This is a genomic window from Pseudanabaena sp. FACHB-2040 (genome assembly GCF_014696715.1).
In the GTDB taxonomy this organism is placed as follows: domain Bacteria; phylum Cyanobacteriota; class Cyanobacteriia; order Phormidesmidales; family Phormidesmidaceae; genus JACVSF01.
This window is the reverse complement of the sequence record NZ_JACJQO010000016.1, coordinates 52,074-70,393: the sequence shown is the minus strand read 5'-3', so window position 1 is coordinate 70,393 and position 18,320 is coordinate 52,074. Positions and strand designations below refer to the sequence as shown.

At 56.3% G+C, this 18,320-nt stretch carries 10 protein-coding genes and 1 riboswitch; of the genes, 6 read left to right on the top strand and 4 right to left on the bottom strand.

Translation table 11 applies throughout. The features are described 5' to 3' along the window. Positions 1–23 precede the first annotated feature (23 nt). The 3 genes from H6G13_RS18520 (at position 24) to H6G13_RS18510 (ending at position 5,704) form a co-directional block, all read left to right on the top strand. Positions 24–797: a YdcF family protein gene (locus H6G13_RS18520; protein ID WP_190485505.1), complete on the top strand. Its 774-nt coding sequence runs from the start codon at positions 24–26 to the stop codon at positions 795–797. Further along, the gene (locus H6G13_RS18515; protein ID WP_190485503.1) at positions 797–2,023 is read left to right on the top strand and encodes an FAD-dependent monooxygenase; all 1,227 of its coding nucleotides are present in this window, start codon (positions 797–799) and stop codon (positions 2,021–2,023) included. Before H6G13_RS18520 ends, H6G13_RS18515 begins: the two co-directional genes overlap by 1 nt. Before the next feature lie 468 nt (positions 2,024–2,491). Then, on the top strand, positions 2,492–5,704 hold the full coding sequence (locus tag H6G13_RS18510) for a tetratricopeptide repeat protein (protein ID WP_190485501.1): 3,213 nt from the start codon (positions 2,492–2,494) through the stop codon (positions 5,702–5,704). 119 nt (positions 5,705–5,823) lie between these two features. Here the strand turns inward: H6G13_RS18510 and H6G13_RS18505 are convergent, their stop codons facing one another. Further along, positions 5,824–7,488 (bottom strand): SulP family inorganic anion transporter, encoded by a 1,665-nt coding sequence (locus H6G13_RS18505; RefSeq protein WP_190485499.1) that lies wholly within the window; start codon positions 7,486–7,488, stop codon positions 5,824–5,826. 599 nt (positions 7,489–8,087) lie between these two features. On the opposite strand from H6G13_RS18505, the gene H6G13_RS18500 reads away from it, so the two are divergent. Beyond that, complete coding sequence (locus tag H6G13_RS18500; RefSeq protein WP_190485497.1) at positions 8,088–8,678, top strand: hypothetical protein; 591 nt, start codon at positions 8,088–8,090, stop codon at positions 8,676–8,678. Between the two features lie 86 nt (positions 8,679–8,764). Here H6G13_RS18500 and H6G13_RS18495 read toward each other — a convergent pair whose 3' ends face one another. Then, positions 8,765–8,977, bottom strand: coding sequence for a hypothetical protein (locus H6G13_RS18495; protein ID WP_190485495.1), 213 nt, complete (start codon positions 8,975–8,977; stop codon positions 8,765–8,767). A 76-nt stretch (positions 8,978–9,053) separates the two neighbouring features. Continuing rightward, a riboswitch (cyclic di-AMP (ydaO/yuaA leader) is annotated at positions 9,054–9,244 on the top strand. Positions 9,245–9,342: 98 nt separating this feature from the next. Between H6G13_RS18495 and H6G13_RS18490 the strand changes: the two genes are divergently transcribed. Continuing rightward, positions 9,343–9,945, top strand: a complete 603-nt coding sequence (locus H6G13_RS18490) for a universal stress protein (protein ID WP_190485493.1) — start codon at positions 9,343–9,345, stop codon at positions 9,943–9,945. 38 nt (positions 9,946–9,983) lie between these two features. After that, positions 9,984–12,485, top strand: coding sequence for a cation:proton antiporter (locus tag H6G13_RS18485; protein WP_190485491.1), 2,502 nt, complete (start codon positions 9,984–9,986; stop codon positions 12,483–12,485). Positions 12,486–12,499: 14 nt separating this feature from the next. Here H6G13_RS18485 and H6G13_RS18480 read toward each other — a convergent pair whose 3' ends face one another. Together H6G13_RS18480 and H6G13_RS18475 are read right to left on the bottom strand one after the other, a co-directional pair. Continuing rightward, entirely contained in the window at positions 12,500–15,148 is a 2,649-nt protein-coding gene (locus H6G13_RS18480) for a DEAD/DEAH box helicase (RefSeq protein ID WP_190485489.1), read from the bottom strand. 98 nt (positions 15,149–15,246) lie between these two features. After that, positions 15,247–18,315 carry a GAF domain-containing protein gene (locus H6G13_RS18475; protein ID WP_199306362.1) on the bottom strand — a complete coding sequence of 1,023 codons (3,069 nt, stop codon included), beginning with the start codon at positions 18,313–18,315 and terminating at the stop codon, positions 15,247–15,249. Positions 18,316–18,320 lie beyond the last annotated feature (5 nt).

Here is an 18,320-nt window from a genome sequence, read left to right as displayed (position 1 = left end):
TCTGGCAGGAGCCCTATCAGCAGATGTGGCAGAAACTTGGAGAATCACAACGGCTAAGGCTAGCAATACTGGCTGGCTGCGGTTTGGCAGGATGGCTCACGCTGCTCGGCCTGGATATTTACGCCTTTTCTCTGAAAAGCGACTCCTCGCCAGCAGACGCCGCCATCGTCTTGGGTGCTGCCGTTTGGGATGAGCAGCCTTCGCCAGTCTTTGCAGAGCGAATTAACCACGCCATTGACCTCTACCAAGCCGGCACTGTGAGGCTCGTGATTTTTACAGGTGGGGTAGGGGCTAATGACCAGTTCGCCGAATCGATTGTTGCTAGCCGCTATGCCATTGCTCGTGGGGTTGCGGCTGAAGACACGGTTTGCGAAACCACCTCTAAAATCACCTGGGAAAACTTACAGGGAGCAAAGCAGATCATCGACCAACAGCAGTTAGGTCGAGTGTTGATTGTCAGTGACCCACTGCACCTGCGGCGTTCGGTCACTATGGCCAGAGAGTTGGGCATAGATGCATATTCGGCCCCTACCCCCACTACTCGCTACACAGGACTTCAAAGTCAGCTAGAGTTTTTACTGCGCGAGGTCTTTTTCTACGGGCTGTATTGGGTGCGAAGGCCGTTTCGGCTGATTGCTGACCCAGCGCCAGAAATCAAAGTTCAACCTTGTCAAACAATTGAGCAGTCACGTCTACTCTTGCCGAGCATTGTAAATTACGCTGCAAAACGGTTTCGTACAGACGTTACTGGTGTAGATAAGCTAGGAGATACCCCGACTCGTGTAGGACAAGACTAATGGCGCAGGTTGTCATTGTGGGAGCAGGCCCGGCGGGTGCAGCGCTGGCCCTGCTGCTGGTCAGGCGCGGTATAGCCGTGACGCTGGTGGAAGTGACCAAAGACTTTCACCGGGTATTTCGGGGAGAGGGGCTGATGCCGAGCGGGCTTGATGCGCTGCAGCAGATGGGGTTGTCTGAGGTACTAGAGCAAATCCCGCACCGCCCGCTCGATGCTTGGGAGTTTATCGTGGGCGATACTCAGCTATTTCGAGTCGAAGAACCAATGGGGTCTAGCCAGCCCTGCACGCTGGTATCGCAACCGCCCCTGCTAGAAGCTCTGATTGCTGAGGCCCAGCCCTATGAGGGGTTTGAGTTTGTTCAGGGGGTGGCCGTCAAAGATTTGGTGTGGAGTTGCGATGGTCAAAGACCGGCCCTTGGGAGCGATCGCATCATCGGCGTCAAGCTAGCTAATGGCCGAGAGATTGCCGCTGATCTGGTGATCGGCACAGACGGGAGAAATTCAATCATTCGGCAGCGGGCAGGACTAGAACTCGTGAAGCAGCCGCAGGATATTGGTGTGCTCTGGTTCAAGTTGGCAGCGCATCCCCGCTTTGTTGAAGACAACGTGTTCTGCACGATTCTCAAGGGTGATAGTGGGTTCAGCGTTTTTCATGGAGCGGAAGCAGGCAAGCTGCACCTAGCCTGGGTCCTTTTTGCTGAGGATAAAACGGACCGGAAGCAGGCGAACTGGGCAGAGGTGTTTGCGGCTTCATCTCCAGACTGGCTAGCAGAGCATTTTCGCAACAGTGCAGACACGATTGAGCCACCAATTCGGCTGTCGGTGGTGGTAGGTCGCTGCCCGTCCTGGCACAAGCCAGGGGTTTTGCTGTTGGGAGATGCGGCTCACCCCATGTCTCCGGTGCGGGCGCAGGGGATCAACTTGGCTCTGCGCGATGTGATTGTGGCCGCAAATTATTTAGTGCCTGTGCTGATGGCGGGCGCTAGCCCTGAATTAATTGATCAGGCACTCGGGCAGATTCAGGCAGAGCGTGAACCGGAGATTATTCGCGCTCAACAGCTGCAGCAACGGGAAGCCGGTCAGGGAGATAAGCTGCGTAAGAACCGATTGGCGCGGGCGCTGATCATGCGGCTGGCCCCGCTGTTTCGGCGGAGTCTCCGGCAAGTTTGGGTTAAACGGCAGCATGATCTGCGTGAAGGAGTAACGTCAGTGAGACTGGTCGTTTAAGGGAAAATTAGGAACCCGTGGTAGGTCAGTGCCGCCGTTTCTACCTGAGTCACTAGCGGCTACACACTAGCGGCTACACACAAACGACTGACCAAGATCAGCTCCTATACCAATTTCTAAATACCGCTGCCCATTCACCTATCCACTCTCCTACGCCCTATCTGCAGCACCTTTTTTGCAACTGGAGAACCAGCAGCCCGAGGTCGCTCGGCAGCCCCAAACTTCGGGTTCGGGGAGAAAAATTTTGTTCATGTCTACCACCTTTAGAAATAAATTCCTGATTGGCCTTGAGGTATACGGAAGTATTTCACTGTGCCGATGATTTGTCCCCTGAGTCCCAGGCTTAGCAAGACTGTGCTGGTTGAAACAGACGGCAAAAAGTAGACGAAAGTCTCTGCGTCTATTGCATCACCGGCTAAAGATCGTGACCGCCGAAAGACTCTTGCTTTCTTAACGGGTAGAGGTTCCATGCGCGCTCCGAATATGACGCTCTGTACCCTGGTTGCGATCGCAGCCTGGGATTCTTTCGCAGCCACCACAATGGCCCAAGAGCCCCTTGTTCTGCCACCCCTACGCGGAGCCGACGATACGGGCCAGACCAAACTATTCAAAGCCAGCCCTGTCACTAGAACAACCCCCACCCCAGAAACCTCAAAGCAACAGTCTTTTTCTCACCCCACACTAGCCTCGGCCTCAGTCATCACCTCGCGCTTACCCACTGCAATTGCCGACATAAAGCGCCGCATGCTGACCCAAAGGCAGTCTCCACAGCTCAAGTCAACCCTGCCACGTATGGCTCCGCCGCTTTCCTCCAGAACAGCTCCGGCTGTGACGGCTCCAGCTATAACCGCTCCAGCTGTGCCTGCTCCGGTCGTGACCGCTCCGGCCGTGACCAATACCAGTTCAGCTCCGACCGAGGAGGAGAATCTGGCAACGATTCACCCCTATTTGACGACAGCCGCCGCTAATCTGGCCCTGCAGCTAGCCGAGTCGGGTCAGCTAGAGCGGGCTCGGCAGATGACCCAACTGCTACCCCCCGATCAGCGGGCCGAGATCTTAGCCAAGATTGAGGCCTGGACGCCGCCTCAACCGCTAACAGCCGCTCAGAGCGAGCCTGCAATACCCACTGCAACGCCGACATCGAACCCAGAGGAGACCCCTGCCGAGGTGGCAACAGCAGCGGCGGCAGTGCCTGCCCCTCGCCAATTCAGGCTGTTTTCTCGACCGAATGCAACTCCAGACGTGGCTCCACAACCTGCCCCAGCGCCTGCTCCAGAAGCTCCCTCAGAAGCTCCCTCAGAAGCTCCCTCAGAAGCTCTCCCAGAAGCACCTGTTGAGCTGGCTGCATCCACTCCCGTTGTTGTGCCGCCTTCTCAGTCTGCGGTTTTGGCCCCGGCAGAAGTCAACCTTGAGGCGCTGGTGCCCGCTACGCCCGCCCGTATCACCCCAGAAATGCCGCCTCCACCGGAGACGTTGGCTTACGTCAGCAAGCCCCCCATCCCAGCCCCCACCAGCATGATCTTTCCGCTGGCGGCAGAGGCTCCGGTCACGTCTCCCTTTGGCTGGCGCACCCACCCGATCAGCGGGTCTCGTCGCTTTCACGCAGGCACAGACTTTGGCGCGCCCCAAGGCACTCCTGTGCTAGCGGCGTTAAGCGGACGAATTAAACTGGCTGACTGGAATGGCGGCTACGGGCTGGCAGTTCAGATTGAGCACAACGACGGCACTCTAGACACTTTCTATGCTCACCTGTCGGAGGTGATGGTGCAAGCGGGTGACTTGGTAGAGCGGGGCACCGTAGTGGGCCATGTGGGCACTACGGGCTATTCAACCGGGCCACACCTGCACTTTGAGGTGCGCCGCAAGACTGACGGGGGCTGGGTTGAGGTCGATCCGATGGCAGAAATAGAGACTCAGCCACAGGCCGAGCAACCCGCTCCGGCTGAGCCTGAAGCCCCTGTGGCCCAGGTGCCTGAGGCAAAACCGGAGGCTGTTCCGGCTCCCTCGGCCCAGCCGACTCCTGAATACTCGCTGTCTCAGGTTCCAGATCTAAAGGGAGCTATGACATCAGCCGTAAATGCTACGAGTAATCAGGACTTGCCTGCGCCCTCGACAACCCTCACTGCGGCTGCATCGGCCTCTGCTCAGCCTGAGTCTGCTGAAACCCCGCAAGAATCTAGCCAGGAGCAGGTCAGCACTCCCGAGGTTAAGGATCTGAACTATTGGTCAGACCTGTGTCAGTCGCTAGTGAGTAAGGGCCAGTTCTCTGAGGCGTTAGCTGCTTGCGATCGCACCCTCACCCTACAGCCCGATGCCCTAGAAATCTGGGTCCATCGCGGGCAGGCCCTGGAAGGCTTGGGCTTACAGACCGAGGCGTTGGCTAGCTATAGCTACGTGCTGCACCGACAGCCGCGCCACTCTCAAAGCTTGACCTATCAGTGCCGCACCTTCCTCAAGATGGGCAGCTTAGAAGCTGCGCTAGAGGCCTGTGATCAAGCGCTATCAGCAGCTCGGTCGTGGGGCCAGGCGTCTCCCGCCGATGCCTGGCACCTCAGGGGTCAGGTGCTGGCACAGCAGACCCACCATGAGGAGGCGCTGCGGGCTTATGCTCGGGCTTTGCGGGTTCAAGACAAGCGCTCAGATGTGCTGGTCGATCGCTGCCGTAGCCTGCTGGCCTTGGGCCGCTATGAAGATGGGCTAGCTGCCTGTGAAGAGGCCACAGCGATCAATCAAAACTGGGGCAAGGTAACCTCGGCCCAAGTGCAGCATCTTCAAGGACGGGCACTGGCACAGCTGGGTCGCGGTGAAGCTGCGATCGCAGCTTTTGACCAAGCCCGTGCTCAAGATCCAAAAAACGCCGACCTCTGGGCTGACCAAGGACAGGTGTTGCAGAGCCTGGGTCGCTACGATGATGCGCTCAATGCTTTTCAGCAAGCTGCCCAGATCAAGCCCGACTCCTCTCGGGCACTGATGGGTCAGGCCGCCGCCCTCAACCATTTGCAGCGGCACGAACCGGCCCTTGAAGCTATCGATCGGGCGCTGCAGGGAGATGGCGTTTGGGGCAGCTTCACCCCTAGCCAGATTTGGGACCAGCAGGCCCAAGCTCTAGGCGGCGTGGGGCGGTACGACGAGGGTCTAGCCGCAGCTAACCGCGCTATAGAGCTACAGCCTGACTCTGCTGCAGCTCTGAACAACCGGGCCGTTATTCTCTGGCATCTAGAGCAACCTGAAGAGGCTCTAGCCTCGACTCAGAAAGCCATCAAGCTAGACCCAAGCTATGCCCCGGCCTGGTTTAACCAGGGGCGGCTCCTCAGCACCACTGGAGAACACGCCCAGGCATTGGCTGCCTACGACGAGGTGCTGCGCCTCAACCTTGACCTTGCCACAGCTTCCCTCTGGATCAACCGGGCCGGAGCACTTTGGAGCCTGGGCCGCCTAAACGACTCCCTGGCTGACCTCGATAAAGCCATTCGGCTTGACCCCAGCTCCACCGAGGCCCAGGTCAATCGCGGTATCGTGCTGCTGCGGATGGGCCGGTTTGAAGATGCGATCGCAGCCTACGACAAAGCCATCGAACTAGATCCCAACGCCACCGCTGCCTGGTACGGTCGGGGAACTGCTTTGATGAGACTTAATCGGGCTAGTGAGGCTTCTGAGGCGTTTGCGAAAATTGATTTCTAAAGAGAGGCCGAGGGCAGAAGGGGAGAGCAGGGGAGAATTGCTGAGTCTCAGTTTGGCGGCGCTGATTAATTCGGCGCTTAACCTTCAAAACTCAAAACTTTTATCCCCTGATGGCCTCCTCAAGCCTCCATAAACTGCTTTCCCTGAACCAACTCAACGGCCTGCCGCAGGGCTTGGGTGCGATCGCTCAAAACGTGCTCAGGTGGAACTAGCGAAAAAATTCCCAGGCTTTCTAAACGGCTTTGGATCTTGGGGCTGGTCCCCACCATAAAGATCTTCAGGCCTTTGTCGTAGGCATCTCGGATCGCATTTTCGATAGCCAAAGAAGCGGTCACACCCATCATAGGCACGTCGGTTAGATCCATTACTAGAGCATCAGCTTCTTTCATGGCGTTGTGTTCGCGGGCAATGGCTTTGGATAGGCCAAAGATCATCGGGCCACTCAGGTAAAACAGCAGCACTCGGCCGTTGCCCCGATCTAGTAGCTGCCGGTCCTCTTCGCTCAAGCGCACATCATCGTCTAGGTCGGCAATCAGCTTGACCTCCTGAGACTGTAGATTACTCAACCGCTCAATCGTGAGAATATTGGCAATAAATACCCCAACCCCCACAGCCACAATCAGATCAACAAAGACTGTCAGCAGCAGCACCCCGTACATGATCATGGAGCCTTTGACGGATACCTTGTGAGAGCGCTTCAAAAAGCTCCAATCAAGAATGTCAATTCCCACCTTCAGGGCAATCCCGGCCAGCACCGCCATGGGAATGGGCTGCGTTAGACGGGCCGCACCCAACACCACCACCAGCAAAATTAAAGCCCGAGACAAACCCGATAGCGCCGACCCCGCCCCGGTTTGAATGTTAACTACGGTGCCCATCGTTGCCCCTGCTCCAGGCAATCCACCACACAGCCCAGAGACCATGTTGCCAATGCCTTGGCCAATCAGTTCCTTATTAGACTGATGCTCGGTGCGGGTAAGGCTATCGGCAATCACCGCCGTCAGCAGGGTATCAATGCAGCCCAACAGCCCCAGCATGATGGCATCTACAAACATCACGGTCAGCTGACCAGCGCTAAAGGTCGGTACTTGCAGTGTCGGCAGCCCCACCGGAATTTCCCCAATCCGGCGAATATCGGCGTCTTGAAAGACCACTAGCGACACGATCGTTCCCACAATCAGGGCCACCAGCTGGGGTGGCACCCACCGCTTGAACTTCTTAGGCATCAAAAAAATGATGGCCAGCGTCAACACTCCTAAAATCACCTCAGGCGGGTTGATATCAGAGAGCAGCTGGGGCAAGGCTGTTATTGTGCCCATAACGCCGCCCTTAGGTGCGGCCTGCCCCAAAAACGGCGCAATCTGCAAAATGATCAGAATCACGCCAATGCCTGACATAAAGCCAGAAATGACGCTGTAGGGCATCAAGGTGACGTACTTGCCCAGCTTAAACAAGCCAAAAACAATCTGAAAAGCGCCTGCTAGCATGACCACGGTAAAAGCCATCGCTAGCCCATTTTCAGGGTTGCTCGCCGTTAAGCTGGCGATGATGGCCGTCATCACTACGGTCATCGGGCCGGTCGGCTCAGAGATCAGCGTGGGAGTGCCGCCAAACAAAGCTGCGAAGAAGCCAACGCAAACGGCTCCATATAGCCCCGCAATGGCCCCGGCTCCGGAGGCCACCCCGAAGGCTAAAGCTAGGGGTAGAGAGATGATGGCAGCCGTTAAGCCGCCAAAAAGATCGCCCTGTAGGTTATTGAAACGAATTCGATTAGTGATGGCCATGAATGCTCAAAGATTTAGGAGCGAGGGGTCAAACAATTGAATACCTAGCCCTTAAGCGAGGTAGTTTTCCACCTCGCTCAAGGACTGGCTGTGTTGAAACATCGGCTCAAGTACATACTTGGGCTGATGCTTCAAGGCTGGTAGCCTATTTGGTTTGCAAAAATTTAGTTGTAGCTTTTCAAATTACACTAAAGTTTAGCCCTACAGACGGCACTTAACTAAAAAGATCATTCGCTTTGATAAAAGACCTTAGCGTGTCTAAAAGATTGCCAACCGGTGCCTGGGACTCTTTTTTTAGTTTCTTGGGGTTAGGTGCTGTGCTCGAAATAACTATTTTGGGCCGCCTACTTAGCACTTTCCAACTTACTCAATAGTGAAGCGCAAAATACAGCGGGGTTCCTTTTGGATGGCGAGAAAGGGTAACTAGAACCTGCGTTAAACCAAACGATAGAAAAGCCCGGACGATCGCAATCTATTTAGAACTAAAAGCCGGTCTTATCTCACCAGGCTGCTCGCTAGATAGCCTAGCTCAGATAGCAAAGTGATATGCTGAACGTATAGGGCTGGCAGGTAATACGTTCTTTATTTCAGCCTTTGACATGCAGGGTATTTTGACCGACCTCGCTGCAGAAGGAGCGGTCTCAGTTCCCCTGCTGACAGAATCTGCTAGGCAGGCACTACATCGGGCAGCAACAAGTTACGACTACAGCTTGGAGCGGTCGGTCTATGGCACGAGCGATCGTATTGTCAAAACAGACTATGGCTCCTGTGAGCTAGAGGCAACAACGGGTCTGTTCGCAGAGTTTCAGCAGGCTTTTCAAGCGCTTTTAGATCAGTCCTTGGCCCAATTAGGCACTACCCCTTTCAGCACTCCCTTCTGCTGGAATGCAGCGGTGCTGCAGCGCTACACCCCTGGGCAACTCGGTATTACGCCCCACCGGGACAGCCTCTGGGCAATTAACTTGATTGCTTTGGTGAATCTCGGTGGGCAGGCCGAGTTTTACCGCTGCGATGACCGCCAGGGAACAGGCGCGGTGCAGCTCGACACAACCCCTGGAAACGTGATCTTTCTGCGGGCCCCCGGCTTTCTCAACTCCCAGGTGCGCCCCTTTCATTTTCTGACGAATGTTGGCTCTACCCGCTACAGCCTTGGCCTACGACAGCGGTCAGAACCTGGTCGCCAAGTCTAACCGTAGTTACATTGTTGTGCAAATGCAGTGCTGCCCCTACCCAAGCACAATAATCGGAATGATGACAGGGGGGTAATGCTGGAGCCTTAAACTGCGATCGCAATCACCAACCCAAAGGCCATTGCTTTCCAGGGAGAGCCAAAGAGATGTTTCGACCTTGCTTGTAGTCTAGACCCCGCAAATTTAGAGATTGCTTTATCGACAGCTTCATTCGCAATGATTAGGCGTAGCCGCTGCAGACGATAGTGAGGCGGCTCAGGATTACTCGAAGGATATTTAATGAATGCCTGCAGAGGCATAACAAGGGCAGCAGACTTATCCCCGACGGTAGAGAGCCCCCCTTTTTGAGCCGGTGCTATAATCCCCTTTAAGTTTCAAGTAAGTCAGCCTAATTCAGCCGTTTCGGGTTTTTAAGAACTTCAAAGCGGTTGAAGCGGAGGAACCACTCTTTGGGGCGTGTCTTGGAAAAAAGGTCAGGTGTCGTCAGATGCTCTGCCAGTATCCAAGAGGGACATCTCTCAGTCCTAGCCCGTCAGCTAACTTCGTCGGCATTGAGAGGAGACTGGGAGTCACCTTTTTTACAACTGGTTGAACTCATCAGTGTCCTTGGCTGGTAACGCATTGACTTGCTTACTGTACCTGCCTCGACTCTGGAGAACGTTCAATGAACCCAAGATTCAAGCGGATTCTGGCGGCCCTCGATCGCTCACCTGCCTCTGCCCGTGTGTTTCAGCAGGCCCTAGCGTTGGCCCAGCAGCACTACAGCCAGCTGATGCTGATCCATTGCGTTGGCCTCAGAACTTTAGAAAACTGGGGCACCTATCTAGATGCTGGAGTCGGGCTGGCTAGCCCCAGCCGTCTGCAGCGCCTGCAAGAACTGCACCTAGATGAAGTCAACACAGCCTGGCAGTGGCTTTATGACCAGGCTTTGCTGGCCCAGGCTGAAGGGGTAGCGGCAGAGATTACCTGTGTTACGGGCGATGCCAGCAGTCAGATTTGCCGATTTGCCCGCGATTGGGATACAGACCTAATCTTGCTGGGCCACAACGGTAAACCGGGCTTAAAGCAGCATATCTTTGGCAGCACGACCACGCACGTTGTGCTCCATGCCCCTTGCTCGGTGATGGCCGTTCAGGCATCGGTAGATGCCCAGTCTTGGAACTCTCATCAGGAGGCTCAAACTGTCTCGCAAGTGTGCGATACCGCAAGGGACAAACGGCTGGTCCGCTCAACGTGGAACTATGCCGTTCTTTGGGCCGGTTCTTAGGCCAGTTCTTAGGTTTGTCTACCCAAAAGGAGTGATGCATGGAGTCGATCTTGGGCCTTCCCCTGCCGGTGCAGGATCCAGTCTTGATCTTTGGCATTTGCATGGTTGTTATTCTGGTAACGCCGCTGCTCTTTGAGCGCTTTCGGCTGCCGGGAATTATTGGTCCGATCGTGGCAGGGGTGGTGCTGGGAACCAGTGTGCTCAATGTGCTGGAGCGGGGGCAGGCAATTGAGCTGCTAGGCAATGTGGGCCTGCTCTACATCATGTTTTTGGCGGGACTGGAAATCAATATGACCCAGTTTCGTAAAAACCGCGATCGCAGTCTTGTCTTTGGCATCATTACCTTCACCATTCCCCAAGTAACGGGCACCATTATCTTTAGGCTGTTGGGATTTGACTGGGCGGCTTCGATTTTGGTCGCCAGCATGTTTGCTTCCCACACCCTGGTGCCCTACCCGATTGTCAGCCGCCTGGGCATCGTCAAAGACGATGCGGTGGTAACGACCGTGGGCGGCACCATTCTTACCGATACGGTGGCGCTGCTAGTGCTGGTGGTGATAGCCCGCTCGGTGCAAGGCGATCTAGATGCCAGGTTTTGGGTCACGCTGTCGCTGTCGATGGTGATTTACGTGACAGCGGTGGTCTATCTGCTGCCGATTTTGGTTCGCTGGTTTTTTCGCAATGTCAGTGATGGCGGCAAGAGCGAGTTTGTCTTTGTGCTGGCGGTGGTCTTTATTGGGGCTTACCTAGCGCGGGCCGTGGGCACCGAAGCGATTCTGGGCGCGTTTTTGGTGGGGCTAACGCTGAATCGGCTGATTCCTGAGCGCAGTCGGTTGATGAGCCAGATTCAGTTTTTTGGCGAAACCTTCATCATTCCCTTCTTTTTGATCTTCATTGGCCTGCTGGTCGATGTTTCGGTGTTGGCCAGTAGTCCTACCGCCTGGCTGGTGATGGGCACCATGCTGGCAACCAACGTTGGTACTAAATTTGTTGCAGCCGGCATTACCCGCCGCATCTATAACTATTCCAATGCCCAGGGCTGGCTGATCTTTGGCCTATCTACTTGTGAGGCCGCAGCGACTCTGGCCGCAACTTTGGTGGGCTATGAGCTGGGCATTATTGGCGACGATGTTTTGAACGGAGTAGTGATGATGATCTTTGCTACTTGCGTTCTCGGTCCTTGGGTGGTGGAGCGCTTTGGCAAGGAAGTGGCCCGGCAAGAGCAAGAACAGCTCTACGAACCGCGTCAAGCGCCGCAGCGCATTCTGGTGCCCCTGGCAAACCCGGCGACTTCGGAAATGCTGCTCAACCTGGCGGCCATGCTGCGAGATGAAAAATCTGAGGAGGCGGTGTTTCCGCTGACTGCGATCGCAGAAGAAGCCGACGCCGACAACACTGAAAGCAAGGTTGCAGGAGCCGAGCGGCTGCTCGCTCACGCGGTGGTTCACGCGGCGGAGATGGACATCCCGGTTAACCCCGTCACTCGAGTGGCCCGCAACCCCGCTTCAGGCATTATTGATGCGGCCACTGAGCGGCGTGTCAGCGACATTGTAATCGGCTGGAATGGAGCCCGCTCGACTCAGCAGCGCATCTTTGGCACTGTGATTGACCAGGTGCTAGAGCGCTCTACCCAACAGGTGTGGGTGTGCAAGCTCAATCACCCGATCAACACGTTCCAGCGGCTGGTGGTGCTGCTGCCGCCGCTGGTCGATCACAACCTGGGCTTTTATGAGACAGTGCGATCGATCAAGCACCTAGCCTCCCAACTCGGTACCCAGCTGCAGGTGCTGGTGGTGCAAGACGACCCTGAGCGATTCCGGCAGCACTTTGAATCCATTGCGATCGAAGTCACGACTGGCTTTATTCAGGTGCCCAACTGGCAAGGTGTGCGCACAGAGCTGCAGGACTTCTCTAGCAGTAACGATCTGGTGGTGCTGGTCAGTGCCCGTGAGCGCACTCTGGCCTATGAGCGTCAGCTAGCCCAGCTACCCCAGGCGCTAGCTGATCTAAATGCCAGCTTTTTGGTGCTCTATCCCTCCGAGCGAGATGCCCGTAACTATGGAGCTTTACAGCCCCGAGGGCTACCCGAAATTCTGACTGAGGAGCGGGTGAAGCTAAACCTGACGACCTCGTCCTATGAAAGAACCGTAGAAGAGCTGCTCACGACAGCCATGCCCAAAGAAGATCCCCAACACTGGGCCGTTCTCAAATCCTTGGTTTACGACGATGTTGGCTACGCCAGCGAAATTTTACCGGGGGTAATTATTTCCCACGCGCGGGTGCAGGGGCTGAAGGAAACCCAGCTCTTTCTGGGTGTTCACCCCCAAGGTGTGCCCCATGAGCGAGCCGGAAAAACGGTGCATGTGGTGCTGCTGCTGCTCAGCCCGGCCCAGCGCTCAACCCAGGACCACCTCACCCAGCTAGCTGAGATCGCCCGTAACTTCAACCAGGGTGAGCGCTTAGACAAACTGATCGCTGCCGACAGTCTTGATCAGGTGCGAGACTGGTTCATGCACCAGTCCATGCTGCAGCTGCGGTAGGTTTGGGGCTAACGTCAGGCGATTTCTTCATTCACCGGGAAGCGGTTCATGCTCTCAATCGCTTCCCGGGCATTGCCTCGCAAGACGTTTGAAATGTAGGGCACGTGGGGAATCTGGGAGAGAAAATCGAGGGTGCGGCGGAGCATGCGCACCACGTCTCCCTCATCTAGGTTGGTGTTTTGGCCCAAGGTGGCCCATTCAACTTGGTTGGCCCACTGCTCTACCAGCCCTACCAGCTCATACTCCATCCACACCGGCGCGACCACATGGCGACGATGCTGCTGCTGAAACAGCTCTCGGCGAATGCCTCGTAGCCCTTCTAGTGCTTCTACTGCCGTGGATGAGAGGCTGTAGTCGCTCCAGCTATCAGGCCGGGCGGTTTCGGTGACTAGGGCAGCGCAGGCGGCAGCCAATTGGGCCGGGGTGAGATGGTCGAGTTCACCCGAGGCCAGCGCTAGTGCCAGCCAAAGTTCGTTGTCGCCACGAATTGCAGCGGCGACCTCTCCCATTGAGGTGGGTTTGTGGTCTTCTAGGCAACCAAAATAGTCCAGAATTTCGGTAATGCTGAGGAATTCCTGCCAGTAGCGGCCTGTGTATTCTGATAGCTTCTGAATCCGCTCGTAAAACTCTTCCTCTAGCTGTTTTACCCGCTTCTGTCGCTTGAGTAGGGCGTTGGGGTTGTCCCACTGGCGGGCTGGATGCTTGTCGATCTGAGTTTCTATCTGCCGCAGTCGGTCGAGCTGGTTTTTGACCTCTGGGGCCATCATCTCCAGCGGTGGCGGCGAGGGAATGCGGGCGGCTATGGTGGCTGTGTGAGCATCGCCGCTGCGGTGCTGCCCTGGTCTCACCGGCATTTCTGGAGGTGGGATCAGCGGGTCTACCTGCTGCAGCCGGGGGAAGTCAGCATGAAGGCCCACCACGTCTGATCCAGCCACAACGTACCAGTGATTGTCTTGGGTGAGGCAGATCAAATAGGGGAACTGGCCCGAGCCGGGGACTTTGAGCACCAGCACAGCGGGCAGCGGTTCGGCCACGGGCACGTGCTTGCCTTTAAGGGAGAGAATGGTGCCTGCGATCGCAAACGGCACCATCTGTCCCACATCCTCCGACAGCACCTCAGCCGCCTGCTGCTGCAAAATCTTCAGCAGGCGGCGTTCTTCCTTAGCCCGCTCCTTGAGCTTGGCATAATCAGCTAAAATCGCCTCATCCACATTCTCTAGCTGGGCCTTTTGCCGAGCAATCTCGCTTTCGAGCCGGGCAATGGCCTCCTGCTGGGGAGTTAGGTGTAGAGTGGCTAGGTACTGGCCAAAGCTGCGCTCAATAAGATCTCTGGCTTCTTCTAAAGTGTGAGTTTGCAGCAGGTTTAGCACCATGCCGTAGCTAGGGGTAAACTGACTGACCAACGGATCAGGGCCGACGGTTGCCAGGTAAGCGGCCTCCCTGGCCCCTTCAAACGGCGTTTCTATCGTCACCACATGCCCCAGCTCGTCCATGCCACGCCGCCCGGCCCGGCCCGACATCTGCAGAAACTCAGAAGCCGTTAGCAGGCGGTGCCCACTGTCAGTTCGCTTAGATAGGGTAGAAACAACCGTGGTGCGGGCCGGCATATTAATGCCTGCTGCCAGCGTCTCCGTAGCAAAGACTACCTTGATCAGCCCCGCCTGAAATAGCTCTTCCACCAACCCCTTCCAGAGCGGCAAAATTCCGGCGTGGTGAGCAGCAATGCCCCGATAAAGTTGCTCAACCTGCCCAGCGCGTCCAGCATCGGGGTTCCAGCTGAGAAAGGTGTCGATGCGCTCTTTGAGCTGCTCCGCCTCAGCCTCGTTAACCAGAGATAGGCTAGCCACCTCATCGATCGCCCGGTCACAGCCCCGACGGCTGAAGATAAAGTAAATCGCAGGCAGCATGTCCTTTTCCTGCAGCTGGCTCACCACTGCAGACAGGCTGACGCGCTCCTTCGGCCCCTGATTGGGTCTGCGCCCTTGGGGTTTGCGGCGGCTCTTGAGCCGGTGATGAATACTGGTCCTGCTTTCATTCAGCAAGGGATAAAGGCCCTTGCCGTTGTAGTAGTGAAACTCCAGCGGCACCGGGCGAAAGTCAGAATAAATCAGCTGAGTGGGGCCATGCACCTTTTGCAGCCAGTCCGTCAGCTGGTCGCTATTTTCAACCGTTGCCGAAAGCGCCAGCAGCTGAATCTCTGGTGGGCAGTAGATAATCGACTCTTCCCAAACCGTACCCCGCTGTCGGTCGTTCATATAGTGGCACTCGTCTAGCACCACCGCTTCCACGTCCTGCAGCGTGGTGCCAGTCTCGCCAATACGGGTACCGTAGAGCATGTTGCGAAAAATCTCAGTGGTCATGACCACCACAGGGGCATCCCGGTTGATCGAGCTGTCACCCGTCAGCAGGCCCACATTCTCTGGCCCAAACTGATTACGAAAGTCCCGCAGCTTTTGGTTGGACAAGGCCTTGAGAGGAGTCGTGTAAAAGACCCGCTTACCGTGGTCAAGCGCCCGGTAAATAGCGTACTCCCCAATTAGGGTTTTGCCGGAACCCGTTGGCGCACACACCACCACCGACTTACCCTGGTCGAGCGACTCCACAGCCTGAAGCTGAAACTCATCCAGCGGAAACGGAAATAATTTGGCTAAATCAAGAACCAATGCAACGAGTTCCTTTGGCTTTCCTCACTATTCTAGTGTGCCAAGGCTTTGCAAAATTGCATACTTAGTAGTAATGCTTTGTCCTTGAGCGGCAGCTGCTACTTGAGAAAACTGGGCTGCTGTACGGGCACCTCAATGGTAAACTCCGTGCCGCCACCTGCCTTGGGGGCGTAGTAGAGCTGGCCGCCGTGTTTTTCTACAACAATCTGATAGCTGATAGACAGCCCTAGCCCCGTTCCTTTACCCGGATCCTTGGTGGTAAAGAAGGGATCAAACAGCCGATGTTGAATCTCAGGGCGAATGCCTAAGCCATTGTCTGTAACCCGAATGCGCACCCAGTTAGTCTTAACCTGTTTTGTCTGCAGACAAATTTGAGGCGTGTAGTCTGGCTCTAGGGGAGACTGCTGCTGCCGTTCGCGTAGGGCATCAATGCTGTTACTCAGGACATTCATAAAGACCTGATTGAGCTGGGCCGGGTAGCACTCTACCAAAGGCAGTTCCCCGTATTGCTTAACCAGCTCAATCTCTAGTAGCTCTGGCCGGTCTTTAAAGCGGTGGTGCAAGATTAGCAGGGTGCTATCTAGGCCCTCATGCAGGTTTACGGGCTTCATCTCGGCCTGGTCTAAGCGAGAGAAGTTCCGCAGAGAGAGCACGATTTGCCGGATGCGCTCGGTGCCCACAGACATTGAGGCCAGTGTCTTAGGCAGGTCCTGCCGCAAAAAGTCTAGATCTGCTGCTTCCATAGCCCGCTGCAGATCCCGACTAGGTTGCGTACACTCCTGTTGATAAAGGCTGAGGATCTGCAGCAGGTCATCTGCATACTGCCGGGCTGGGGCCAGGTTGCCAGCAATGAAGTTAATGGGATTGTTAATTTCGTGGGCTACACCAGCTACTAGCTGCCCCAGCCCAGCCATCTTTTCGCTCTGAATCAGGCGAGTTTGGGATCTCTGAAGGGTGGCTAGGGTGTGGGTGAGTTCTTCCTTCTGAGCCCGGGTTTGCTCCCAAAGCTCGGCCTGCTGCAGTGCCATACCTAGCTGAGTGCCGAGCTGAGCCAGCAGCGCGATGTCGTCTTCCGGCCAGTGGCGAGGAGCGCTCTGGTAGGCCATCAGTAAGCCCCACAGCCGATCGCCCTGAAGAATCGGCACAAAGGTTTCGTGGCGAGGATACGGCTGGGCTGATTGACCCGGCAGCGAGGGGTAGGCCGGCAGGACAGGAGCTTGGGCAGGCTGCCAGTCGTGCTCAATTGAGTCAGCTACAAACTCACCGCTCCAATCACTGTGAAAACGGTAGATAGCGACCCGCTCCACCCCCAGCAGCAGCCGCACCTCTTGGGTGGTGGTCTCAAAAATAGTGGCAATATCTAGAGACTGGCGAATTCGGTCTACGGTTTTGGCAACGGCCTTTTCCCGCTCTGCCGCCCGCTGTAGCTGGTTGGCCTGGTGCTGCACCTGCCTGACATACTCAGCCTGTTGTAGCGCCACGCCCAACTGAGTACCCACCTGAGATAACAAGTACAGCTCATGGGCTTCCCACTGGCGGGGGCCAGAATTTTGATAGGTGGCCAGCAGGCCCCACAGCTGATTGCCCTGAAGAATAGGGGCGATCATGAAGGCTCTAGCCTGAAAAGCCTCCAGCACAGCGATGTGGCAGTCGGCGTAGCCTGCTGTAAAAATATCAGCTACGGCATGGGGTTCGTTATGGCGGTAGCGGCCCCCTTGATTCTGCTGCAGGCAGCTATCGGCATGGGTGTGGTAATGCTTCATCAGGGCCAGCCAGCCAGGGGTCATCGACTCTGCCACAAACTCGCCACTCCAGTCGGCGTTGAAGCGGTAGATGACGGTTCGCTCTGTCTCCAGCAGGTGCAAAACTTCTGCAGTAGCAGTCTGGAAAATGGTGTCGATATCGAGAGACTGGCGGATCTTGTCGATGGTCGTGGCCAGTGCCCGATGGCGTTCGGCGGCTCGATGGCGCTCGGCGGCTTCGGCCAGTTGGGCCGACTGCTGCTGCACCTGCTCGATCACACCAGCCTGCTGTAGCGCAATGCTGAGATGCTCAGAGATCTGCCGGACAAACTCAATCTCGGTGGGCTGCCACTGGCGCGGCCCTCGGCACTGATGAATGCAGAGCAGTCCCCACAACGTCTTGCCGTTGATCAGGGGGGCCACGATATTGGCCCGCACCTGGAGATGGGCCATTAGGCTGCGGTAGCAGGGCTCAAAGGTGTCTGTATCAAAGTCTGAGACAGCGTTGATGCGGCCTTCCTGATAAAGCGCGGCAAAGCGTTCCCCAAAGCAGTTATCCTCAATCGGTTCAGCTAGGGCCGAGCGCCAGCCTGGGGCCACGTCTTCAGCTACCAGATGCCCAGCCCAGTCCTGCTGCGAAGAAAACTGAAACACCCCAACCCGGTCTGCTTCTAAAAGCTGGCGCACCTCCGTTGCCGTGGTCTGAAAGATCTTGTCTAAATTTAGGGAGTTGCGAATTCTGGCGATCACGGCTGCTAGGGCCCGCTGCTGCTCTGTCTGGGCCCGGGCCTGCTGCAGCAGATCGGCATGGTGCAGCGCCATGCTGAGGTGATCAGCAATTTGTCGGACAAACTCAATGTCGGTGGGCTGCCACTGACGGGGGCCTCGACATTGGTGGATGCACAATAGTCCCCACAGGCGGCTGCCGACCAATAGGGGAGCTACGATGTTAGCCCGCACCTGCAGACTCCGCATCAGATCCAGGTAGCAGGGCTCTAGGTTCTGATTTTCAAAGTCCGAAACGGCGTTGATACGCCCCTCTTTGTAGAGGGGGGCAAAGCGATCGCTAAAGCAGTGGTCTTGAATGGGTTGGGCCAGTACCGAACGCACGCCCTCAGCTACATCTTCGGCTACGAGCGCTCCTTCCGACGGATGGTCAGGGAAGAAGCGAAAAACGCCCACTCGGTCGGCCCCCAGCAGTTGGCGTACCTGGGTAGCTGTAGTTTGGAAGATGGTATCGAGGTTTAGGGAGCCTCGAATGTGGGCAATGACGCTGGCCAAGGCATGCTGGTGGGCTGCCAGGGAGAGAGAGGTCTGGGCTGGCAGCAGAAACGGCTCTAAAGCGGGAGCAAGCATTGCTTTCGCAGCCTCTCCAGAATCGTTAGACCAGCCTTCAGGAGCCATTGCATTGTCGGTCGGTTGCATGGGAC